At 63.4% G+C, this 22,060-nt stretch carries 25 protein-coding genes; 11 read left to right on the forward strand and 14 right to left on the reverse strand.

Annotation, left to right across the window (positions count from 1 at the left end):
* Positions 1-7: 7 nt before the first annotated feature.
* From L8F45_RS03890 to L8F45_RS03915, 6 genes are all read right to left on the reverse strand, one after another.
* Positions 8-1,135: a branched-chain amino acid ABC transporter substrate-binding protein gene (locus tag L8F45_RS03890; RefSeq protein WP_342361577.1), complete on the reverse strand. Its 1,128-nt coding sequence runs from the start codon at positions 1,133-1,135 to the stop codon at positions 8-10.
* A 147-nt stretch (positions 1,136-1,282) separates the two neighbouring features.
* Positions 1,283-1,636, reverse strand: a complete 354-nt coding sequence (locus L8F45_RS03895) for a DUF6867 family protein (RefSeq protein WP_342363356.1) — start codon at positions 1,634-1,636, stop codon at positions 1,283-1,285.
* A gap of 23 nt (positions 1,637-1,659) precedes the next feature.
* Positions 1,660-2,418, reverse strand: coding sequence for an ABC transporter ATP-binding protein (locus tag L8F45_RS03900; protein ID WP_342361578.1), 759 nt, complete (start codon positions 2,416-2,418; stop codon positions 1,660-1,662).
* Positions 2,415-3,257, reverse strand: coding sequence for an ABC transporter ATP-binding protein (locus L8F45_RS03905; protein WP_342361579.1), 843 nt, complete (start codon positions 3,255-3,257; stop codon positions 2,415-2,417). Before L8F45_RS03905 ends, L8F45_RS03900 begins: the two co-directional genes overlap by 4 nt.
* Positions 3,257-4,819 carry a high-affinity branched-chain amino acid ABC transporter permease LivM gene (gene livM, locus L8F45_RS03910; protein ID WP_342361580.1) on the reverse strand — a complete coding sequence of 521 codons (1,563 nt, stop codon included), beginning with the start codon at positions 4,817-4,819 and terminating at the stop codon, positions 3,257-3,259. The genes L8F45_RS03905 and livM overlap by 1 nt, the downstream gene beginning before the upstream one ends.
* A complete protein-coding gene (locus L8F45_RS03915; RefSeq protein WP_342361581.1) occupies positions 4,819-5,778 on the reverse strand; it encodes a branched-chain amino acid ABC transporter permease in 960 nt (319 codons plus the stop codon). The genes livM and L8F45_RS03915 overlap by 1 nt, the downstream gene beginning before the upstream one ends.
* A 190-nt stretch (positions 5,779-5,968) precedes the next feature.
* Between L8F45_RS03915 and L8F45_RS03920 the strand changes: the two genes are divergently transcribed.
* Positions 5,969-6,307 (forward strand): hypothetical protein, encoded by a 339-nt coding sequence (locus L8F45_RS03920; RefSeq protein ID WP_342361582.1) that lies wholly within the window; start codon positions 5,969-5,971, stop codon positions 6,305-6,307.
* A gap of 17 nt (positions 6,308-6,324) precedes the next feature.
* On the opposite strand, the gene pcaD is transcribed toward L8F45_RS03920, so the two are convergent.
* From pcaD to L8F45_RS03945, 5 genes are all read right to left on the reverse strand, one after another.
* Entirely contained in the window at positions 6,325-7,107 is a 783-nt protein-coding gene (gene pcaD, locus L8F45_RS03925; protein WP_342361583.1) for a 3-oxoadipate enol-lactonase, read from the reverse strand.
* Between the two features lie 7 nt (positions 7,108-7,114).
* Positions 7,115-7,522, reverse strand: a complete 408-nt coding sequence (locus L8F45_RS03930; RefSeq protein WP_342361584.1) for an aconitase X swivel domain-containing protein — start codon at positions 7,520-7,522, stop codon at positions 7,115-7,117.
* Positions 7,513-8,766, reverse strand: coding sequence for an aconitase X (locus tag L8F45_RS03935; protein WP_342361585.1), 1,254 nt, complete (start codon positions 8,764-8,766; stop codon positions 7,513-7,515). Before L8F45_RS03935 ends, L8F45_RS03930 begins: the two co-directional genes overlap by 10 nt.
* 313 nt (positions 8,767-9,079) lie before the next feature.
* Positions 9,080-9,805, reverse strand: a complete 726-nt coding sequence (locus L8F45_RS03940) for an SDR family oxidoreductase (RefSeq protein ID WP_342361586.1) — start codon at positions 9,803-9,805, stop codon at positions 9,080-9,082.
* Complete coding sequence (locus tag L8F45_RS03945; RefSeq protein WP_342361587.1) at positions 9,806-10,642, reverse strand: SDR family NAD(P)-dependent oxidoreductase; 837 nt, start codon at positions 10,640-10,642, stop codon at positions 9,806-9,808.
* 84 nt (positions 10,643-10,726) lie between these two features.
* Here L8F45_RS03945 and L8F45_RS03950 point away from each other — a divergent pair, with 84 nt between their 5' ends.
* From L8F45_RS03950 to L8F45_RS03970, 5 genes are all read left to right on the forward strand, one after another.
* A complete protein-coding gene (locus L8F45_RS03950) occupies positions 10,727-11,617 on the forward strand; it encodes a helix-turn-helix transcriptional regulator (protein ID WP_342363357.1) in 891 nt (296 codons plus the stop codon).
* A 111-nt stretch (positions 11,618-11,728) separates the two neighbouring features.
* Complete coding sequence (locus L8F45_RS03955) at positions 11,729-12,181, forward strand: SRPBCC family protein (protein WP_342361588.1); 453 nt, start codon at positions 11,729-11,731, stop codon at positions 12,179-12,181.
* 263 nt (positions 12,182-12,444) lie between these two features.
* Complete coding sequence (locus L8F45_RS03960; protein WP_342361589.1) at positions 12,445-12,939, forward strand: (2Fe-2S)-binding protein; 495 nt, start codon at positions 12,445-12,447, stop codon at positions 12,937-12,939.
* A gap of 71 nt (positions 12,940-13,010) precedes the next feature.
* A complete protein-coding gene (locus L8F45_RS03965; RefSeq protein WP_342361590.1) occupies positions 13,011-15,377 on the forward strand; it encodes a xanthine dehydrogenase family protein molybdopterin-binding subunit in 2,367 nt (788 codons plus the stop codon).
* A gap of 82 nt (positions 15,378-15,459) precedes the next feature.
* Positions 15,460-16,266, forward strand: coding sequence for an FAD binding domain-containing protein (locus tag L8F45_RS03970; RefSeq protein ID WP_342361591.1), 807 nt, complete (start codon positions 15,460-15,462; stop codon positions 16,264-16,266).
* Positions 16,267-16,406: 140 nt separating this feature from the next.
* Here L8F45_RS03970 and L8F45_RS03975 read toward each other — a convergent pair whose 3' ends face one another.
* Together L8F45_RS03975 and L8F45_RS03980 are read right to left on the reverse strand one after the other, a co-directional pair.
* Positions 16,407-16,769 carry a SnoaL-like domain-containing protein gene (locus L8F45_RS03975; protein WP_342361592.1) on the reverse strand — a complete coding sequence of 121 codons (363 nt, stop codon included), beginning with the start codon at positions 16,767-16,769 and terminating at the stop codon, positions 16,407-16,409.
* Between the two features lie 162 nt (positions 16,770-16,931).
* A complete protein-coding gene (locus L8F45_RS03980; RefSeq protein ID WP_342361593.1) occupies positions 16,932-17,447 on the reverse strand; it encodes a hypothetical protein in 516 nt (171 codons plus the stop codon).
* 114 nt (positions 17,448-17,561) lie between these two features.
* Between L8F45_RS03980 and L8F45_RS03985 the strand changes: the two genes are divergently transcribed.
* From L8F45_RS03985 to L8F45_RS03995, 3 genes are all read left to right on the forward strand, one after another.
* Positions 17,562-18,113 (forward strand): DUF2306 domain-containing protein, encoded by a 552-nt coding sequence (locus L8F45_RS03985; RefSeq protein WP_342361594.1) that lies wholly within the window; start codon positions 17,562-17,564, stop codon positions 18,111-18,113.
* A 64-nt stretch (positions 18,114-18,177) separates the two neighbouring features.
* Positions 18,178-18,561 carry a RidA family protein gene (locus L8F45_RS03990; RefSeq protein ID WP_342361595.1) on the forward strand — a complete coding sequence of 128 codons (384 nt, stop codon included), beginning with the start codon at positions 18,178-18,180 and terminating at the stop codon, positions 18,559-18,561.
* Positions 18,562-18,584: 23 nt separating this feature from the next.
* Positions 18,585-19,499 carry an AAA family ATPase gene (locus L8F45_RS03995; protein WP_342361596.1) on the forward strand — a complete coding sequence of 305 codons (915 nt, stop codon included), beginning with the start codon at positions 18,585-18,587 and terminating at the stop codon, positions 19,497-19,499.
* Between the two features lie 41 nt (positions 19,500-19,540).
* Here L8F45_RS03995 and L8F45_RS04000 read toward each other — a convergent pair whose 3' ends face one another.
* Complete coding sequence (locus L8F45_RS04000; protein WP_342361597.1) at positions 19,541-20,650, reverse strand: hypothetical protein; 1,110 nt, start codon at positions 20,648-20,650, stop codon at positions 19,541-19,543.
* A gap of 226 nt (positions 20,651-20,876) precedes the next feature.
* On the opposite strand from L8F45_RS04000, the gene L8F45_RS04005 reads away from it, so the two are divergent.
* Both L8F45_RS04005 and L8F45_RS04010 read left to right on the forward strand, forming a co-directional pair.
* Positions 20,877-21,470 (forward strand): hypothetical protein, encoded by a 594-nt coding sequence (locus L8F45_RS04005; RefSeq protein ID WP_342361598.1) that lies wholly within the window; start codon positions 20,877-20,879, stop codon positions 21,468-21,470.
* A gap of 89 nt (positions 21,471-21,559) precedes the next feature.
* On the forward strand, positions 21,560-22,045 hold the full coding sequence (locus L8F45_RS04010) for a deoxycytidylate deaminase (RefSeq protein WP_342361599.1): 486 nt from the start codon (positions 21,560-21,562) through the stop codon (positions 22,043-22,045).
* Positions 22,046-22,060: the final 15 nt, after the last annotated feature.

Here is a 22,060-nt window from a genome sequence, read left to right on the forward strand (position 1 = left end):
GACGAGCTTACGCGCCAGGCGCGCCTTCGACATAGGTGATCTTGCCGTCTGAGCCCTTCTTCCAGGTGTACATGGTGTAGTCGGGACGGGTGATGTCGCCCTTCTTGTCGAAGGCGATGTCGCCGATCACGGTCTTGTACGCCTTGCCGTTATGCATCTCGGCGGCGATCTTCTTGGGATCGAGCGAGTTCGCGCGCTTCGCCGCTTCCGCCATGATCTGCACGGCGGCGTAGGAGTAGAGCGTGTAGGCTTCCGGGTTGAAGTTCTTGGCCTTGAACTTCTCGACGATGGTCTTCGCTTCCGGACGATTGCGCGGATCCGGCGGGAAGGTCATTAGTGTGCCTTCGACGCCGGGGCCGCCGATCGTCGCGAACTCATCCGAGGTGATGCCGTCGCCGGACATCATCACGGTCTTCAGGCCCTGGTCGCGCATCTGACGCACGATCAGGCCGCCTTCCGTGTGCAGGCCGCCCCAATAGAGGATGTCTGCGCCTGCCGCCTTCACCTTCGACACGAGCGCCGAGAAATCCTTCTCGCCGGTGTTCACGCCTTCATACAGCACTTCCTTGATGCCGGCCTTGTTCATCGCCTTCTTGGTCTCGTCGGCGAGGCCCTGGCCGTAGGTCGTCTTGTCATGAACGACGGCGACCTTCTTGCCCTTGAAGTTCTTGGAAATGTAGGCGGCGGCGACGGCGCCCTGCTGGTCGTCGCGACCGCAGGTGCGGAACGCGTTCCAGAGGCCGCGCTCGGTGATCTTCGGATTGGTCGCCGAAGGCGTGATCATCAGGAGGCCGTTCTCCTGATAGACTTCCGACGCCGGCATGGTGACGCCCGAATTGAAGTGGCCGACGACCAGCTTGATGCCGTCGCCGACGAACTTGTTCGCAACCGACACGCCCTGCTTGGGATCGGAGACGTCGTCGCCGACCGAGATCGTAATCTTCTGGCCCAGGATGCCGCCGGCGGCGTTGATGTCTTCGACCGCCTGCTCAACGCCATTCTTGAGCTGCGCACCAAAGGCGGCGTTAGGGCCGGTGATCGGCCCGGCGACGCCGAGCTTGATCTGCGCCTGGGCGACGCCCGCCATCGCCAACGTCGCGGCCAGCGCAATGCCGGCCAAGAGCGTTTTCTTCATTGACTGCTCCCTTGTTGCAAGGCCGTCCCCCTCTGGAACCGCCCGAAAGCGGAGGCTCCTCCCCCGCGTCAAATCAAATACTGGACCGTTTTCAGATAGAAGTCATCCGTGGACTCGACGTTTTTTGCGTCGGCAAACCGCGAATTTTCAGGGCGAACTGCGCTCCCGCCACGAAAATGGGCCGGCCCGTTCGTAGAGCCAGCGATATTGCGTCGTCATCTGCGCGACGCGCGTATAACGGTAGCCCGCAAAGCCGACGATCAGGAGATAAACAAGGTCGACGAGATAATAGTGCGGCTCGATGAGCGTGCCCTGAAACAGGGCGAAGTGAATAAACCGCACCGCGCAGGCGAGACCGAGCATCGCGATCACGACCATGTGCGGCGGGCGCCAGGTCAGCGCGATCGCGCGGCCCGTCATCCAGGCGAGCCAGCCGCCCATCGCGATCGTGACGAGGATGAAGATCCAGATCGACTCGTCTTCGTGAATGATGCCCTGCAGCATGGCTTATTCCGATACGCGATTCAGTGATGCCCGCCTTCGAGATAGGCGGCGCGCACCTGCGGATTGGCGAGCAGTTCGCGGCCGGAGCCTGACAGCGTCACCACGCCGTTGACCATGACATAGCCGCGATGGGCGAGCTTCAATGCGTGGAACGCGTTCTGCTCGACAAGAAACACCGTCAGGCCCTCTTCGCGATTGAGCCTTTTGATGGCGTCGAAGATGCCGCGCACGATGATCGGCGCGAGACCCAGCGAAGGCTCGTCGAGCATCAGCAGTCGCGGACGGCTCATCAGCGCGCGGCCGATCGCCAGCATCTGCTGCTCGCCGCCCGACAGAGTTCCACCGCGCTGGTCGCGACGTTCGCGCAGGCGCGGGAACAGCTTGAAGATCTTCTCGATATCCTCGTCGAAATGGCGCATGTCGGTGACGCCGGCGCCCATCTGCAGATTTTCATAAACGGTCATGCGGCCGAAGATGCGGCGGCCTTCCGGCGACTGCGCGATCGACAGCCGCGCGATCTCATGCGTCGGCATCTTGGTGATGTCCTGACCGGCGAAGGTGATCGTTCCTTCGCGCGCGCGCGGATTGCCGAAGATCGTCATCATCAGCGTCGATTTGCCGGCGCCATTGGCGCCGATCAGCGTGACGATCTCTCCTTCCCTGACATCGACGTCGACGCCCTTCAGCGCGATGATGTTGCCGTAATAGGTCTTGACGCCGCGCACCGACAGCAGCGAGCCGAGAACGGGCTGAGACGCGGGGGAGGGAGCAGCGCTCATCGGACGCCCGCCTCATGTTCGGCCTGCTCGACCTCGTCATCCTCGACGCCGAGATAGGCGGCGATGACCTTCGCGTCGTTCTGGATTTCGCGCGGCGAGCCGTCGGCGATCTTGGTGCCGTAGTCGAGCACCACGACATGATCGGAAATCTGCATGACGACCGTCATGTCATGTTCGATGAGAAGAATCGCGGCGCCATGATCCTTGCGGATCGAGAGCAGCAGCGCATTGAGTTCGGCGCTCTCGCGCGGATTGAGGCCGGCGGCGGGCTCGTCGAGGCAAAGCATGATCGGATCGGTGCACATGGCGCGCGCGATCTCGAGACGCCGCTGCGCGCCATACGGAAGATCGCCGGCGGGATCGTCGGCGCGATCGACCAATCCCGTCTTCTCGATCCAGTAGATCGCCTTGTCGATCGCCGCTTTCTCGGCATGGCGATAGGAGGCTAGGCCGAGGATGCCGCCGACCGTGAATCCCGACGCGCTCATCAGCACATTGTGCTGCGCCACCATGAGATTCTCGAGCACGGTCATGCCCGAGAACAGGCGGATATTCTGGAAGGTGCGCGCCACTTTCGCGCGATAGGTGATGTCGTGGCCCGGCGTGCGTTCGAGCAGATAGGATGAGCCGTCGGGATGCGTCAGCGTCAGCATGCCTTCGCTCGGCCTGTAGAAGCCGGTGATGCAGTTGAACACCGTGGTTTTGCCGGCGCCGTTCGGACCGATCAGCGCGGTGATCTCTCCGCGCCGCGCAGTGAAAGAGAGATCGTTGATGGCGACGAGGCCGCCGAAGCGCATCGTCAGATGGTCGACCTGCAGAAGCGGAGCGGAGGTCGCCATCAGCCGTGGCCCTCCTTCACGAGCGCGCCCGAGACCGCCTTCTTCTCCTTCAGGAAGATGGTGGGTTCGCGCGTCGAGATCAGCCCGCGCGGCTTCCAGATCATGATCAGCACCATCGCAAGGCCGAAGAGCAGCATGCGATATTGCGTGGGGTCGAAATCGTTGCCGAAGATCTGCTTGAGGAAGTCGAGCTCGCGCATGATCTCGGTGCCGCCGATCATGGCGATGGCGGCGAGCGCGCAGCCGAGCAGCGAGCCCATGCCGCCGAGCACGACGATCGCGAGGATCACCGCCGACTCCATGAACACGAAGGATTCGGGGCTGATGAAGCCCTGGCGCGCGGCGAAGAAAGAGCCCGCCAGCCCGCCGAAACCCGCGCCGATCGCAAATGCTGTGAGCTTGGTGTTGACAGTGTTGATGCCGAGCGCGCGGCAGGCGATCTCGTCCTCGCGCAGCGCCTCCCAGGCGCGCCCGATCGGCAGGCGCCTCAGTCGCATAGTGACGAAGGCGACCACCAGCGCCAGAGTCAGCACGACGTAGTAGAGGAACATCGTGCGATAGATCGGACTGAATTCCAGACCAAATATCGCGGAGAATCCGTCGTCGTCGGCGTTGAAGGGAATGCCGAAGAAACTCGGCCGCGGAATGCCCGAAATGCCGGCGTAGCCGTTTGAGAAATCGACCCAGTTGATGAGCACAAGGCGGATGATTTCGCCAAACGCCAGCGTCACGATGGCGAGATAGTCGCCGCGCAATCGCAGAACAGGGAAGCCGAGCAGGATGCCCCAGAACGCCGCGAGGACGCCGGACACCGGCATCAGCAGCCAGAAGGAGAGGCCGAACTGTTTGGCGAGCAGCGCATAGGAATAGGCGCCGACGGCGTAGAAGGCGACGTAGCCGAGATCGAGCAAACCGGCGAGGCCGACGACGATATTGAGGCCCCAGCCGAGCATGACATAGATGAGAATCTGGATGCCGAAATTATCGATCCATTTCAGCGCGCCCTGCCAGCCGGCGTAGTGGATCGCAACCAGCGGGAAAATCGCGATGAAACCAAGCGCGGCCGGGCCGAGAAACGGCTTGGCGCGCTCGAAGCCTGCCGAGCCAAGATTGTAGACGAACAGCGCCAGCATGACGAGGAAGACGCCGACCGCGAAGGCGGCGACATACCCGATCATCGTCATCTGCCGGGTCAGCGCCCAAGCGACGACGGCGCAGGCGATGAAGACGAGAACGCCCGCAGTCACGAGCGCGCCGCGTCCTGCGAGCGCGAAGAGATTCGTTGTGCGCGCCGAGCGCGGCTTTGCGGCGCCGCGATTCCAGACGAACAGCGACAGGGCGAGACGGCCGAGGAAAACAATGCTGCAGGCGATCGCGACCGCGCCCCAGCGCGGAATGAGCACGAGTTCGTTGCTCATATTCTGTTCGGTGCGCCAGGCGAGCATCGGCACGCACAGGCCGAGCATCACGACCGCTGCGAGGAAGGCGTCGCGCACAGCCGTGGCGAAATCGATCCGCGTCGCTTCGACGTGGATCGTCTGGTCTTTCGCTGCGACGGCCATCAGACCTTCTCCACTTCCGGACGGCCGAGAATGCCCGATGGCAGGAAGATCAGCGCGATCGCGAGGATCGAGAAGGCCGCGACGTCTTTATAGTCGATGGAGAAATAGGCCGACCACATCACCTCGATGAGGCCGATCAGCAATCCGCCAAGCACCGCGCCGGGCAGCGAGCCGATGCCGCCGAGCACGGCCGCAGTGAAGGCTTTCACGCCGGGCGTGAAGCCATCGGCGAAATTCACCACGCCATATTGCAGGATGTACATCACGCCGGCGACGGCGGCGAGTGCAGCGCCCATCACGAAGGTCGTCGAGATGGTGCGGTTGACGTCGACACCAAGCAGCGACGCCATCTTCATGTCCTGCTCGCAGGCGCGCTGGGCGCGGCCAAGCGGCGTCTTCTGCACCAGCCACCAGAAACCGGTGAGCAGCAGCGCCGTAATGACGATGATGGTGATCTGCTTGTAGGCGATATTGACCTGATAGGTCGTCACCTTCTCAAAAAGGCAGTGCTTGAGGTCGGTGCTCTCGCCGATGAGGCAGATGGTGTCGGAGAGAAGCTGCGGCGCCGACTTGTTGCGCGGGCCCTGCATGACTTGCGCGAGGTTGGTCAGGAAGATCGACATGCCGATCGCCGAGATCAGCGGCGCGAGGCGGAAGGAGCCGCGCAGCGGCCTGTAGGCGACGCGCTCGATCGTCCAGTTCCACAGGCCAGTGAAGAACATTCCCAGCAGCAGCATCAGAAGAAGCGTGAGAACGACGGCGCCTGTCGTAAGGCCAAGCACGGCGCTGATGAGCATGAAGAAGATCAGCGCGATGAAACTCGAGATCATGAACACGTCGCCATGCGCGAAGTTCACCATCCCGATGATGCCGAAAACCATCGTGTAGCCGATGGCGATGAGACCATAGATGGAACCCAGGGTCAGCCCGTTGATGAGCTGCTGGACGAATACTTCCATACGAACGCCACCCCTCTGCCCGCCCCGACGCTATGCTGCGCCTCATGAATGACCGACGGCCCTCCCGCCGCCGATCTTAGCCGGACACTATATCGTTAGCGCGCTCGCGTGATGGGTGCAATCAGGGCCTGTGAAGTGTTTGCTCCCCTGGCTTCTTGCGTTTCGATGCGCGATCGGCTGCGATGGACGCATGCGGAAGCTGATTTTCGGCGTTCTCATTTGCGCAAGCCTTGCGCTGTTCATCGGCTATGGCGCCGCTTTTCTCGGCCGCTGGGGTCTGCGCGGATTGATGGTTGCTGTGATCTTCGGCGCCTTGCTGGCTGTCGCCGCTCTTGCCGCGGCCGGCGGATTGTCGGGGCGCTGGCCGCGCCTGAGCGCGGCGCTCGGCTATGGTCTGATGGTGGGCTGGGCTGTTTTGTCGCTGCTTGATACGTTCAAGAATGACTGGATCAGGGATTTGCTGATGCTGCAGGCTGCAACAGGTGCAATTGGATTGATCGCCTGCGCGCTGCCGCGACGGGAGTGGTGAGCGCGCAGGGCGCTCTTTTATTTCCCTTTCAGGAATTCCGACACCGCCTTCGTGAAAGCCTTCGGCTGTTCCAGATTTGAAATATGCGCGGCGTCGAGCACCACGAGCTTTGCGCCCTTAATCGCTTTCTTGATCTCCTTCGCGCGCGCCGTCGTCGTCGAGGGATCGTGCTTGCCGGCGATGACGAGGACAGGGTTCTTCGCCTTGCGAAGGGAGTCGCGCTGATCCATGTCGCGGATCGCCGCGGCGCAGGCGATGTTGCCTTCCGGCGGCGTCGACAGGATCATCTCGCGCACGCGATCGACCGTTGCCGGATCAGCTTCCTGGAAGCGCTTCGTGAACCAGCGATCGAGCGTGATCGGCGCGATGGCCTGCATGCCGTTCTTGCGCACATTGTGGATGCGGCCGTTCCAGAGATCGGGCGGCGGCATCGCGGCCGCGGTGTTGGCGAGGATCACCTTGTTCAGGCGTTCGGGCGCATTGGCGAGCAGCCACATGCCGACCATGCCGCCCTTCGACAGGCCGCACCAATGCACTTTCTTCAGCCCCAGCGCGTCCATGATCGCGAGCGCGTCGCGCCCAAGCTGCGCGATGGAGTAGGGGCCTTCACTGACCACACTCTTGCCATGGCCGCGCGAGTCGTAGCGCACGATGCGGAATCTCTTGCCCAGCGCCTCGGCCTGCGGGTCCCACATCGAAAGATTCGACGACAGCGAGTTCGAGAACATCAAAGCGGGCTTCCCCTCGGTCCCGCCGAGCTCGATGTTGAATGGCTCGCCATTGATGTCGTGGATCGGCATGGGGTCCTCAAAGCAACGTGATCGCGCCTGTTTCAGCGATCGACATCTCCTGTCCCTGCCATTCCCGCAAGAGGGGCGCGGGGCATTTGAACGCCGGCGGCGTCGCCCATCCCATCTCGCGCGCCACGATCAGGCCGAGCAGCAGAATGGCGTCCGGTTCGGCGATGAGGATCGCCGCCGGCGCCTTGCCGACGCGGACGAGCTCCAGCAGCACCGACGAGGCCGAAGACGAGCCGATCGTCCCGGGCAGACCGAGAATCAGGCCGGAGATGTTGGCGCCGCGATCGGGATGGCGGGCGTCGATCACGTCGCCCGTCTTGGGATCGACGCCGCCCCAGAAGCTGATCGGGGCGGACAGCGTCAGCACGCGCGCCTGCGCCGCGCCTGATACGAGCGGTTCGAGACTCACCGCCATATCGGATCGATCCTGACGAGGCGGCCGCTGACTGCGCTTTCGACGCAGTCGGCCAGCGACCCGTAATGCACGGCGTAGCCGGTGTTGCCCGGCGCGTAATGGGCGAACTTGCCGGAGTTGGTCATCAGCGAAGAGCCGCCGGGCGGCAGGATCGGCGTGACCACGACGCAAGTGTCGAGCACGAAGGTGACGCCCTGTTTTTCGAGCCTTCCGCGCGTTCCCTCGCTTTCGATCGTCTTCAGCGCATGGCGGCCGGTGCAGGCGTAGATCGGCCGCGTGGTCGTGCGACCGGCGAGCAGGCGATCGAGTTCGCCAATCTCTTCCGCCGACAGATGGGGACTGCCGATTGCGATCGCGTCGACGCCGTCGCCTTGGGCGGTCGAGAGGCGCGCCAGCGCATCCGTGAGCATCGCCGGCGTGACCTCGATAGTTTCGGCCGCAGGCCGGCTGCCGAGCGCGGCCTCGACGGTCGGCGCCTCCGGCGTGCAGCCGGCGACATGGAAGAGGCCGACGCCGCCGGATGAGGCGGCCGCTGCTCCGAACGCCTTCAGGCGATCGTCTGTGCAGCAGCCCTGGAAACCGTCGACGACGCCGATCGCGTCGCCCGCGAGCCGCCCGAACAAGCCGCCCAGCACGGGAAAGATTACATCGGAATCGCGCAGCGCCGGATTGAGCGCCGTCACATCGAGCACGAAGACGGCGCGACGATTATCAGGACGGTGAAGCCCATAGTCCGGCGCGCGGCCGGAGATGGCGCAGGCGATGTCGAGGAAGTCGCCATAGCGATTGGTGCGCGCGCCGAGCACGGAGTTGCAGAAGGCGACGGCGTTCGACTCGCCCCAGGCGACATCGGTTCCCTGTTTCGGCCGATGCCCCGCCTGATAGGGCGCGCAGGTCCAGGTCGGCGCGCAGCCCATCTCCTCATGGGCGCGCATCAGGCGCTTCGCCATGTCGCGCGTCGCGCCTTCGAGACGCACGCGCGAGCAGCCCATGAGATCGAGCGCGCCGACATTCAGCGTCGCGGGCACCGCGACCTTTGCGCCGCCGGCGGCGAGCTTCTCCGCGAAGAGCGTGCCGGAGTCGCCGTGATAGAGCGCGCCATCGATATGGGCCGAGGCGATGGGAATAAGGCGTGGCGCCCCCATCAGCCGCGCGGCTTCGGCGACAATGCGCATCGCCATCGCCGCGCCTTCGCCTGATGCGCCCGCCGCGATGGCGCGTTCCCTGTCAGTCAAATCGACCATCCGCGCGAGGAAGCGCGGATGACTGCTGCGGTCAACTCCGCTTCAGAGCCTGTTTGGGAATTCGGATGGGGCTGCGCTGCAGCCGATTTTCGTCGCTCCGGCAGGAGCCCGATCGAAGGGCGTGCAGGCCGCACGGCCGAGATCGGCGACGAACCGGGCGGCGAAAAGCGGCGCAGCCCTTCGGATTGAGCGGCGAATGGCGGCTGATGCGTCGGAAGGCTCGCCAATGTCGCCAGACATTGGCTGCGCCTCCCTCCTGTCATCCGTCCGTTCGTCGCTCAACGCAGCCTCCATCCCAATTCCCAAACAGGCTCTAAGCCGCGAGGCGCAGACCGCCGTCGCAGGTGAGGATATGGCCGGTGATGAAGCTGTTGCTGATCAGGAAGGAAATCGCGCTGGCGATGTCGTCAGCGGCGCCGACGCGTCCAGCCGGCGATTTCGCGGCGTATTGCGCGAAGACCTCGCGGCGGCGTTCTTCGGGAAATCCGCCCCACCATTCCGTATCGATGACGCCGGGCGACACCGTGTTCACGCGCAGCGGCCTCGCCTCGTTGGCGAGCGTGCGCGCGGCGGCGTCGAGCGCGCCGTTGATCGCCGCGAGCCCGACCGTTCCCGGCGCCGCCATCTGCGAGGAAACGGCGGAGATGAAGGTGATCGACCCGTCGCGCCGGATCGTCTCGAGCGCCGCCTGCGCGCAGGCGAGATAGGCCCAGGCCTTGTGCTCGAAGCCAAGACGAAGCTCATCGATCGAGAGGGTCGCAAAGGGACCGAATCCCTTGCCGCCGCCGAAGGTGAGAACAAGATGATCGAACGCGCCGAGTTCGCGGAAGAAAGCGTGAATCTTGAAAAGGTCGGTCGCGTCGAAGCTTTTCGTTTCGATATCGTCGCCTATTTCGATACGCGCGCGTTCAAGGCGTGCGGGGTCGCGGCCGGCGATCGTCACTTTCTTTCCTTCGGACCGTAGCCTTTTTGCCGCGGCGAGGCCAATGCCCGATGAGCCGCCGAGAATGGCGACATGTTCCTGCTTGGTGGTCATCATTTATCCTTTGATTGCGAGAGGTGAGCCGAACTGAGCGACAAGCTTCTCGCTCAGTTCGCGCAATTGTTTTCGCGCGTGCGCGCCGTAGGCTTGCGCATCGGCGCGCGCTTCGGAGAGGCCGTTGAAATAGAGCCCGCTTCGTCCTTCGAGCTGAGGCGACGCGGCGAGCTGCATGATGGCGTCCGCGCCTTCCTCGACCGTGCTCCAGGGCGTGACGCCGGCGCGCTTCACCATCGTCGTCGCCATGTAGCTCGCGGGATGCAGCGCGTTGATCGTCACGCCTTCTTTTGCAAGTTCGTCCGAAAATTCCATCGCCATCATGATCTGCGCCAGCTTGCTCTGGCAGTAGGCGCGCGCGCCGCTGAAGCTTTTCGTCAGCATGACGTCGTCGAAGTCGATCGCCTGCTGTCCCGCCGATGCGACATTGACGACGCGCGCGGGACGCGCCACCGCGAGGAGTGGACGCAGAAGCGCAACGAGCAGATAACCCGCGAGATAATTCACGGCGAAGCGCGTTTCGTGCCCGTCGACGCTCGTCTCGCGCGGGCCGGCCGTGCCGATCCCGGCGTTGTTGATGAGGAGATGAAGCTCGTCGGTCCGCTGCGCGACGGCTTCCGCCAATGACCGCACTTGCGCGAGCGAAGACAGATCGGCGCGCAGAAATTCAGTCTCGCCGCCGCTCGTCTTTATTTCGCTGACGAGCGCTGCGCCGCGCGCTTCGTCACGCCCATGGGCGAGCACGCGCACGCCCATTTCGCCGAGGCGGGCTGCGACCATGCGCCCGACGCCGTCGGTCGCGCCTGTGACCAGCGCCGTTCGTCCCTTCCAATCCGCCATGTCGAACTCCATCTATTGAGACTCAAGATGGCCGGCCGGCCGGGCCGCAAACAGTTCCGGATTTATCCTGGTATCAATCCTGCTATGCTAAGCGTGATGACATCAGCCGCAGACGACAGCCGCCGCCGCGAACTCGGCGCTTTTCTGCGTTCGCGCCGCGAGCGGCTGGCGCCCGGCGATGTCGGGCTCGCGCCGGGCTTCCGACGGCGCACGCCTGGTCTCCGCCGGGAAGAGACGGCGGCTCTCTCCGGGGTCGGAACCACCTGGTACACCTGGCTGGAGCAGGGCCGTGACGTCAGGCCCTCGGCGGAGGTGCTGTCAGCCCTGGCGAAAGCGCTGCGGCTCGATCCTGCGGAGACTGCCCATCTCTTTCATCTGGCCGGGCGCGCGGCGCCCGAGAATTCCCTGCGTGGCCGGCCGGAATGCGTCTCCGAGCCGTTGGCGCGGATGCTCAAGAGCATGGACCATCATCCCGCCTACATCACCGGCCGGCGGTGGGACGTGCTCGCCTGGAATGACGCGGCCTGCGCGATCTTCGGCGATTATGGCGCGCTCGGCCCCGACGAGCGCAATATCATGCATCTGATTTTCGCGCATCCGCCGCACCGGTCGTTGCTTGGCGACTGGGAGGAATTGGCGCGAGCCGCGCTCGGCCTCTTCCGCGCGGATAGCGCCCGCCATGTGGGCGACCCCGATTTTGAAAGGCTGATCCAAACTCTCTCGCGCAAAAGCGCGGAATTCCGGCAATGGTGGCCGCAGCGCGATGTGGCGCACAAGCTGTTCGGCGTGAAGCGCATCCTTCATCCCGTCGCTGGCGCCATGGCTTTCGAGCATACGAGATTCTCGATCGAGGACGGTTCCGACATGCGGCTCGTCGTCTATACGCCGCTCGCCGCCGAGAATACGATCGCCAAGCTGGACGCGCTCATCAATCCCGCGCGCCCGGCGAAACGTGCGGCGGGCCGCATGAGGTAATCAGGCGCGCGACGTGTTGAAATTTCGGCGATCGGAGCTTTTTCGATCTCCAGTCCGACAGGTGAAGAATGACCGCGCGGCGACAGCCGATCGCGGCGAGGAGCAGCGACGATGGCGATGACGATGAATGGCGAGGTGGTTCTGCCGGCCGACAAGGCGACGGTGTGGGCCAAGCTCAACGACCCTGAAACCCTGAAGGCGAGCATCCCCGGCTGCCAGTCGCTCGAGAAAACGTCCGACACCTCCTTCGCCGCCACGGCGAAGATCAAGATCGGCCCTGTCAGCGCGACCTTCAAAGGGAAGGTCAATCTTGAAGATCTCGATCCGCCGAACGGTTATCGAATCGTCGGCGAAGGGGAGGGTGGAGTCGCGGGCTTCGCGAAAGGCGGCGCCGCAGTGAAGCTCGCCGATGATCCCGCGGGAACGAAACTCAGCTATGACGTGGAAGCGCAGATCGGCGGCAAGCTTGCACAACTCGGCGCGCGCCTCATCAATGGCGTCGCCAAGAAGATGGCGGACGAATTCTTCTCAAAGTTCGCGGAAGCGGTGAAAGCGGGCGCTTGAAGCCCGCAAACGAGCAGCGCAGCGCTATATCCAATCAGATATAGCGCTGCGCTGCAGCACAAACTTTTCCTGCTTCGTTCTCGTCAAACTGCGTCGTTCGGCGAAGGCGCGTCTCTCTTGACCCCGAAATTCGGCGGTTCCAGACTGGAATTCGTCCAAATCGAAATTCGCGTCGCGCGCGTTTCGGATCTGGAGAGCGCGGGGCCGATGCGCTCGCGTCTGGCAGAAGATCGGCTGATTGCCGACCGCAAGGGAGGAAGCGCATGCCCACCGTATCGATGACGGTGAACGGAAAATCCGTCTCCGGACAGGTTGAAGGGCGGACGCTGCTTGTGCAGTTCCTCCGCGAGAATCTGCGGCTCACCGGCACCCATGTCGGCTGCGACACCAGCCAGTGCGGCGCCTGCGTCGTGCATCTCGACGGACAGGCGGTGAAGTCCTGCACGACGCTGGCGCTCGCCTGCGAAGGCGCGTCGGTGACGACGATCGAAGGGCTGGCGAATGGCGGTCAGCTTCATCCGATGCAGGAAGCCTTCCGCGAGAATCACGGCCTGCAATGCGGCTTCTGCACGCCCGGCATGATCATGAGCGCCGTCGATCTGGTGAACCGGCTCGGCAACAAGCTCGACGAGCAGACGATCCGCCACGAGCTCGAAGGCAATATCTGCCGCTGCACCGGTTATCACAACATCGTCAAGTCAATCGCCGCCGGCGCGGCCGCCATGGGGCAGGGAGGCATGAAGCAGGCGGCCGAGTGAAGTCGGCCGCGCGCCGCGCGAGGCGCACTCACCAATAATTTCAACGATAATTTCAAAACGGGGAGACAGCCATGAGCGCGACAGGAATCGGCGCGAGGGTTGTGCGCAAGGAAGATCAGCGATTCGTCACCGGCAAGGGACGCTATGTCGACGACATCAATCGTCCGGGACAGGCTCACGCCGTTTTCGTGCGCTCGCCGCACGCCCACGGCAATATCAAGAAGATCGACGCGTCAGCCGCGCTGAAAAAGCCCGGCGTGCTCGCGGTCTACACCGGCGCCGACATCGCGGCCGACAAGATCGGCGGTCTGATCTGCGGCTGGATGATTCATTCCAAGGACGGTTCGCCGATGAAGGCCGGCGCGCATCCGGCGCTGGCGCAGGGCAAGGTTCGCTATGTCGGCGATCATGTCGCTGTGGTCATCGCCGAGACCTATGCGCAGGCGAAGGATGGCGCCGAGGCCGTCAATGTCGACTATGACGTGCTGCCGGCGCTGGTCGACATGAACGACGCCCTGAAGAAGGGCGCGACCGCCATCCATGGCGAGGCGCCTGAGAACACCGTCTACAACTGGCATCTCGGCGACAAGGCGGCGACTGACGCGGCTTTCGCGAAAGCGAAGCATGTCACCAAGATCGATCTCGCCAACAACAGGCTGGTGCCGAACGCGATGGAGCCGCGCGCCGCGATCGGCGAATATGATGATGGCGACAACGCGTTCACGCTCTACACCACGAGCCAGAATCCGCATGTGGCGCGGCTCGTTCTGTCAGCTTTCATCGGCATTGCGCCGGAGAACAAGCTGCGGGTGGTCGCGCCTGACGTCGGCGGCGGCTTCGGCTCGAAGATCTTCATCTACGCCGAAGAGACCGTTTGCGTGTGGGCGGCGAAGAAGGTTGGCCGCCCGGTGAAATGGACAGCGGATCGCACCGAGGAGTTCCTCGCTGTCGCCCATGGCCGCGACCATATCACCCATGCGGAGATGGCGGTTGACGGCGACGGCAGGATCCTCGGCGTGCGCGTGTCGACGAAGGCCAATCTTGGCGCCTATCTCTCGACCTTCGCGTCGAGCGTGCCGACCTATCTCTACGCGCCGCTGCTCTCGGGGCAGTACGATATCGCGAACATCTATTGCGAAGTTGACGCGATCTATACCAACACCGCGCCCGTCGACGCCTATCGCGGCGCCGGACGGCCGGAAGCGACCTATGTGGTCGAGCGTCTGGTGGAGGTGACGGCGCGACAGCTCAACATGGACCCGGCGAAATTCCGCAACATCAACTTCGTCCGGAAATTCCCGCACCAGACGCCTGTCATCATGGCTTATGACGCAGGCAACTATCCGCTCGCGCTGAAGAAGGCGATGGACCTTCACGACGTGAAGAATTTCGCCAAGCGTCGGCGCGATTCAGAGCGCGTCGGCAAACTGCGCGGTCTTGGCTATTCCGCCTATATCGAAGCCTGCGGCATCGCGCCGTCGGCGGCGGTGGGATCGCTCGGCGCCGGCGTCGGTCTGTGGGAATCGGCTGAAGTGCGCGTCAATCCGATCGGCACCGTCGAGGTGCTGACGGGCTCGCATCAGCACGGGCAGGGCCATGAGACGACCTTTGCGCAGGTGGTGTCAGATCGTCTCGGCATTCCACTTGAGAACGTTTCGATCGTGCATGGCGACACCGACAAGGTGCAGATGGGCATGGGCACCTATGGCTCGCGCTCCGGCGCCGTCGGCATCTCGGCGATCGTGAAGGCGATCGACAAGGTGGTCGCCAAGGGCAAGAAGGTGGCGTCCTATGTGCTCGAAGCATCTGAGAACGACATCGAGTTCAGGGACGGCCAGTTCCAGGTGCGCGGCACCGACAAGAAGGCGGGCTTCGGCGACATCGCGCTGCAGGCCTATATCGCGCACAAGTTCAACGGGCAGGAGCTGGAGCCGGGTCTGAAGGAGGGGGCGTTCTACGATCCCACCAACTTCACCTTCCCCGCGGGCGTCCATATCTGCGAGATCGAGGTCGATCCGACGACGGGCGCGTCCGAGATCAAGAAATGGACGGCGGTCGACGATTTCGGAAATGTCGTCAATCCGATGATCGTCGAGGGCCAGGTGCATGGCGGCATCGCGCAGGGCGTCGGACAGGCGCTCACAGAATGCGCGGTCTACGACAAGAGCGGTCAACTGCTGACGGCGAGCTACATGGATTACTGCATGCCGCGCGCGGACGATCTGCCGTCCTTTGACATCGGCATGATCACGACGCCGGCGCCGTCCAATCCGCTTGGATTGAAGGGCTGCGGCGAGGCGGGCGCGATCGCGGCGCCGCCGGCGGTGATCAATGCGATCACCGATGCGCTGGGTCATGAGGATCTGGCGATGCCGGCGACGCCGCAGGCTGTCTGGCGCGCCTGCCAGAAGCGGCCGACGAAGCTCGCCGCGGAATGAAGTTTGGGAATGAATCTCGCGCGGCGATTTCCGCCGCGCATCGGACACAACGCGCCTGACGGCGCATATTGAGGACCCTGCGATGTATGATTTCGCCTACACAAAAGCGACGTCGGTCCGGCAGGCCGCGAACCTCCTGACCAGCAAGGAGGATGCGAAGCTGCTCGCCGGCGGCCACACGCTCCTGCCGACCATGAAGCAGCGGCTTGCTTCGCCCGCCAACATCATCGATCTCGGCGGCGTCGAGGAGCTGAAGGGAATCGAGGAGAAGGGACGCTCCGTCGTCATCGGCGCCATGACTAAGCATGGCGAAGTGGCGACCTCGTCGGTGATCAAGGAGGCGATTCCCGGTCTCGCGGCGCTCGCCGGCTATATCGGCGACCCCGCCGTGCGCAATCGCGGCACCATTGGCGGCTCGGTTGCGAACAATGATCCGGCGGCTGATTATCCGGCAGCGTGCCTTGCGCTCGACGCCACGATCATCACCAACAAGCGCAAGATCGCGGCCGATGATTTTTTCACCGGCCTGTTCGAGACGGCCCTCGAAGAGGGCGAGATCATCACCAAGGTTTCATTTCCGATCCCGGCGCGCATGGGCTACGCGAAATTCGCCAATCCGGCGTCGCGCTATGCGCTGGTCGGCGTCTGCGTGGCGAAGAAGGGCTCCGAGGTTCGCGTCGCCGTGACGGGGGCGGGATCGAGCGGAGTCTTCCGCTGGAAGGAAGCGGAGGCCGCGCTCGCGAAATTCAATCCTGCCTCGCTCGACGGGCTCAAGATGAGCGCGAAGAATCTCAACTCCGACATTCACGCTGACGCAGAATATCGCGCTCATTTGATTGGCGTGATGGCGAAACGCGCGACGGCGAAGGCGCTCGGCAAGCGTCTTTGATAGCGCGCTTTTCGCTAACGGTTTCCGTCATGGCCGGGCTTGTCCCGGCCATCCAAGTCTTAATTTGATGAGACGTGGATGCGCGGAACAAGTCCGCGCATGACGATCTGGAGATATTTGCGAGCAAGCCGCTGGCGGCGTCACTCCTGCCCGTACAAAAACCGCTCCTCGGCGATCTTGCCATTCTTCACTGTGTAGAGCCCGACTTCGTCCATCTTCATGCGCTTGCCGTCCTGTCTGGACGTGATGTCATATTTGAAGCGCACGACGAACTGATCGCCATTCACGTAGGGGCCTTCGGCTTCAGCGCTGTGAACCTCATGGTTCGCGATCCACCATTCGCCTTTCTTCTTGACCTCTTCCTTGCCACGGACGACCGCCATCGGGCCGTCCATGGCCTCGTAGCTCACGATATCGTCGGCATTGTAGCGGGCGGCCGCGCCTACATCGTCATGCTTCTTCAGAAGCGCAACGAAATCTTTGGCGAGTTCCTGCGTTTGCATAATGCTCTCCTTCAAAGTGATCAGCGCAGAGCACTTTAGCGAGCGTTGCTCCCGACCATGTCAGCATCGTGACGTTTAGCCAACCTGATGCGGCTTTGATTGTTCCAATCGCGGCTACTGCTGACTCGCTGACGACAGGAGTCTGAGTAAAACCGGCGTTTCTCAACTCACGCCGGGCGCGTCGCAGCGCGACGGACCTTCGCGCGTGTAGCGGCCGATATAGAGTGGAATCGAGCGTCGCGAGAGCGGATGCATTCCGGGCTCCGACGCCGTGAAGCTGAACGACGCCTCGCGCCATGTCGCGTGGACAGGCGCGTCTTTCCCGCGCCAGTTCAGGATGCCGGGGAAGTTTTGCCAGGCTTCTCCGTTCGGCGTTTTTCCCTGCCATTGCGGATTGACGGCGAGTTTGAGCACGACCGTTCCGCACGCGCCGTCCGCGCTGACCGTCACGCCGCAATAGCCGCCGGCGCAGGCGACGATGTCGATCGTCCCGATCGTCTGCATGCCCTTGCGGACGGCGGCCTGTTCGGCTTCGCGCCAGCGGCCGACGATGGAGGAACTGGTCTGCGCCTCGGCCGACATATTGCCGCCCATCATCAGGGCGACCATCGCTGACATAAGGGGGATCGCAGGCGAATGCACAGCGAGGCGCGCGCGCGTGAAGGCGGGACGATTCATGATCGGTCTCGTCGGTCTGCGCCCCATCCCGGTCTATTCGCCATCTTTCTTTGGTTGATTTGTGGCGGGTTCGCCGTCGCGACGGCCTTCGCGGCGCTGGGCGAAACACTGGGTTTGATCGACCTGCCGGAGGCGCTCGAACTGCTCGATCGCCGGCTGCCAGGCCTGTTCCGCATCCATATGGCTTCAGGCGCGCTTGCTCTCGCGCTTGTTCCGATCGCGCTTGCGACCGGAGGGCGGTTCGCGATTCATCGTCCTGTGGCGCGCGCCGCGGCGCTGTGCGTGCTCGTCGCGGGCGCCACGTCCCTGCCATCCGCCTTGATGAGCGCCGCGCCCTTGGCAGTCCGGATGGGGCTGCTGGCGCAGGGGCTGGTCTGGCTTGCGCTGCTTGGCGTGGGATTCGCGGCGATCCGCCGGGCTGAGAGAGTGCGTCACCGGCGCGTCATGCTCATGCTGGCCGCGGTGACTTCAGGCGCGGTCGTCCTGCGCCTGCTCCTGTTTGCGGCGTCCTATGCGACGATTGATTTCGACCTCGCCTATGGCTTCGCCGCGTGGTTTGCGTGGCTCGGACCGCTCGCGATCGCTTTCACCGCGACGCGCGCGCAGCGCGGCATTGCAAGGGCTGCGCGGCCCGTTGCTTTGACAGGCGCGCGCCTCACCCGCTAACACTCGCGAACGTTGGCCCGCTCGCGGCCGCTGCTTCCTATTCAGCCTGGAGACGTCGCGCCCCATGCAGCTTGCAAGGTTCAATGCGCCCGACGCGCCGGCTCCGGCGGGCGGCTATGCGCAGGCGGTGCGCGTCGATGGCGCATCGCGGCTCCTCTTCATCAGCGGCCAGATTCCGGTCGGCGCCGATAGCGAAGTCCCTGAAACGTTCCAGGCGCAGGCCGCGCTCGCCTGGAAAAATGTCGAGGCGCAGCTTCGCGCCGCCGGCATGAGTTTCGACAATCTCGTCAAGGTGACGATTTTCCTCTCGGATCGGAAATACGCGATGGCCAATCGCGAGGCGCGCAAGGCGGCGCTCGGCGATCGCGCCTTTGCGATGACAGTGGTGATCGCCGGCATTTTCGATCAGGCCTGGCTGCTCGAAATCGAAGCCGTCGCCGCGGCGTGATCGCGCAGGATTTTTCAAAAGCGATGTCAGTGTCAAAGCAACCTGCCTCCATCGACGCAACGCTCGATCTCCTGACGAAGGGCTCCTATGTCGCGGATCGCTCGCTCGCGACGGTGCTGTTTCTTGCGCTGAAGATGGGTCGGCCGCTGTTCCTCGAAGGCGAGGCTGGCGTCGGCAAAACCGAGATCGCAAAGGTTCTTGCTTCGACGTTAGGCCGCAAGCTCATCCGCCTGCAATGCTATGAAGGGCTCGATGCGGCGGCCGCTCTCTATGAGTGGAACTACGCGGGACAGATGATGGCGATCCGGCTCGCGGAAGCGGCTGGCGACAGGAATCGCGCGACGATCGAGAGCGACGTGTTCTCCGAGCGCTTTCTCGTGAAGCGGCCTTTGCTGCAAGCGCTGGAGCCCGACGTCGCGGGGCCGCCGGTGCTGCTGATCGACGAGCTTGATCGCACTGATGAAGCGTTCGAGGCGTTCCTGCTCGAAATCCTGTCCGACTTTCAGGCGACGATTCCTGAACTCGGCGTCGTGAAGGCGGAGAAGCCGCCTATTGTCATCGTCACATCGAACCGCACGCGCGAGGTGCATGACGCGCTGAAGCGCCGCTGCCTCTATCACTGGGTCGGCTATCCCACGGCGGAGCGCGAGATCGAGATCGTCAAGGCGAAGGCGCCTGACGTCAGCGGAAAGCTGTCGCGGCAGATCGTGCGCTTCGTCCAGGCGATCCGGAAGGAAGAGCTGTTCAAGCCGCCGGGCGTTGCGGAGACGCTGGATTGGGCGACCGCTCTCGTTGAGCTCGACGCCGTCGCGCTCGATCCGCAACTCGTTGGCGACACGCTTGGCGTGCTGCTCAAATATCAGGACGACATCGCGAAGATTCAGGGATCGAAAGTCCAGGCGATCCTTGATGAGATCAAGGCCGAGGCGCGGCGTTAGCCGAAACGGGCGCGCCGATCGGCGACGCGCTCAAAGCGGGCTCAATTGAACGCCGCCCTGAATTTTGCTTCGAGCTCGACCTTCTCGCGGCTCAGCCGCTGGACGTCTTCGGACGCCTTCACTTCCAGAAGCGTCTTCTCATACCAGAGAAGCTCCTGTTTGAAGGCTGAATAAAGATCGACCTCATCCTTTGAAAGCCCGACCTCCACGGAGTTCACGGATCGCGAGATATAGTATGTCACCGTCGACGTGATGCGCTGCGTCTCGTCGGGATTGGCGCCAAACGGCTTGCTGATGTCCTGATCGCTGATCGCGACGGCTCCCAGCCGAAACTGATGTGACGTTACTTGCTGAGGGTCAGGCAACCCCATCACAACCATCCATTCCTCTGTCTCAAAATTCTCGATCGTGACGTTGACGAACGCTTTTCTGCCCGTCGATTGGATTTCGACGATCTCCGCCGTCATCTTCGCGACCTGCTCCTCGACCTTTTTCGATATGTCCTTCAGGGTGGCATCATCGATCAGCTTCTGAACGAACCAGCCAACGATCGCGAGCGCGACCGCCGCGCCGACTGTTCTCGCCGTTCCCTTGAATGTCGCCTTGAGGCCAGGACCGATCTTGCCGGAGAAGCGAAGCCGCCCGCCCGGCTGCGCCGGAATCGGCGCTCCCCCGACCGGAACTCTTGTCGTCTTGATCGTCTCGGCGATCGTAGAGGGAACTCCTCCCTTGTGCAGGACGCACATCTGCGTGCCGCCGAGCCGGAACTCGGGTCCGACGACTGCGTCGAAGCTCTCAATTTTCAGACCGGTCTTTCTCAGGAAGCTTTTGAAAAACGAATTATACTGCTGGGATGAAGGGAAGCTTCGCAGGAACTGCTCGGTGGTCATCCCATTCGGCAGCTTCTCGCGCATCATATTGATCCATTCGGGGTGCTTGTTCAGATCGAGCACCCGCAGGTTCTGCATTTCGAGCGAGACTTGATAAACGCGCTGATCGCCGGGAACGGGCGCGCGCTCCCGCGCATATTGTTTCGCGACATCAAGACTGTCGGTATAATAAACGCCGTCGTCGAAGTCGTGTGTGACGCCGCCCGCCGCGGCGGGAGCAACATTGACGCCTTCGCCGCGGAACCAGACTGTGGGCGCCATGGCTTGCCCTCACCAATCCAGAAAAAATAAACTGGGCGATAATTCCCCAAGCGATAAATTCTAATCGGAATTTGTCAACGATGCTTGACATGGAACTGTTGAATTGAAGCTTGCCTTGTCGGCGCGGCTAAGCGCGAAACAATCGCGCAACAGGCGAAACCCTTTATTTCTTGCGGCTTTTTCCAATCGGGCGCATGGTTTTCCCATCCAGTGATGGGAGCCTCCCATGATCCAGGACCCGAATCTTCCCGCCGGCGCGTTGCCGCCGGAAGACCCGGCGCAGGCTGCGCCGCAGCGAAAACCGTCGTCAGGATCGAGCTATAACGACGTCGATCTCGCAGGCGACGTGATCGATGTCGCAGCGTCGGGCGTCATCGGCGGGACGATCAATCTGGTCGGGCGCGGCCTTTCGGCTTTGGCCGGCGGCATCGCCGGCGCGGCGACTTCAGTCGTCAACAGCGCCAGCGCGGCGGCGAGCGAGACGGTCTCCATGGTCGGCGGCGCGGTCGACACGGCCGGAAGCGCCGTCGTTTCGGTGACTGATGGCGTCAGCAGCCTTGTGGGCGGTGCGACCCAGGGCGCCGCGGAAGGCGTGGCGTCTGCAGCGGCGGAAGAGACGCTGAGCGCCGCGGGGTCAGTCGCCATGGATGCGGCCGGATCGGTCGCCAGCGGCGCGGTCGAAGCTGCGGGCGCTGTTGCAAGCTCGGCGGCGGGTGAGACCGTCGCGGCGGTGGCTGGCGGCGCGGTTGAAGCTGCGGGAGAAGTCGCCGGCGCGGTCGTCGAAGGCGTATTCGGCGTATTGGGATCGTTGTTCGACTAACATGCTTCGGCGCGGAGCGGACTCGCGCAACGCGTTCTTGTCAGCTCGTGGGATCGTCTCTACCTCTTTTCGCGAAAGAGGGGCGCGCCGTGACGATCGACGAACTCATGGATCTGGCGAGGCAGGCGGCGGCGGAAAGCCCCAACCGCGTGCGGCAGGTCGGCGTCGTCGTCGAGACTAAGAACGGCGCGCGCGTCGTCGCCTGCAACACATTTCCGGATGGCGTGCGCGATATCGAGGAGCGTCATGCTGGCGACGGCCGCTTCATCTGGATGGAGCACGCCGAACGCAATGCGATCCATCAGGCCGCCCGTGATGGACTAGCGCTCGGCGGCGCGACCATGACGACGACGCTCTATCCCTGCATCGATTGTGCGCGCGCCATCGTGCAGAGCGGCGTGAAGCTCCTGCGCACGCCGGAGCCCGATTTCAACGAGCCGACATGGGGCGAGGCGTTTCGCATCTCGCGCGTCATCCTCGAAGAGGGCGGCGTGAATTTCGAGCCCTGGCCGCCCGGCAACGAGATGCCGCCAGTGCAGGCAGGGCCGGCGCCGAAGCTCTACGCGCTGGGCTGAAACGCAGCCCGTTTT

The organism is Terrirubrum flagellatum, from assembly GCF_022059845.1.
Classification (GTDB): Bacteria; Pseudomonadota; Alphaproteobacteria; order Rhizobiales; family Beijerinckiaceae; genus Terrirubrum; species Terrirubrum flagellatum.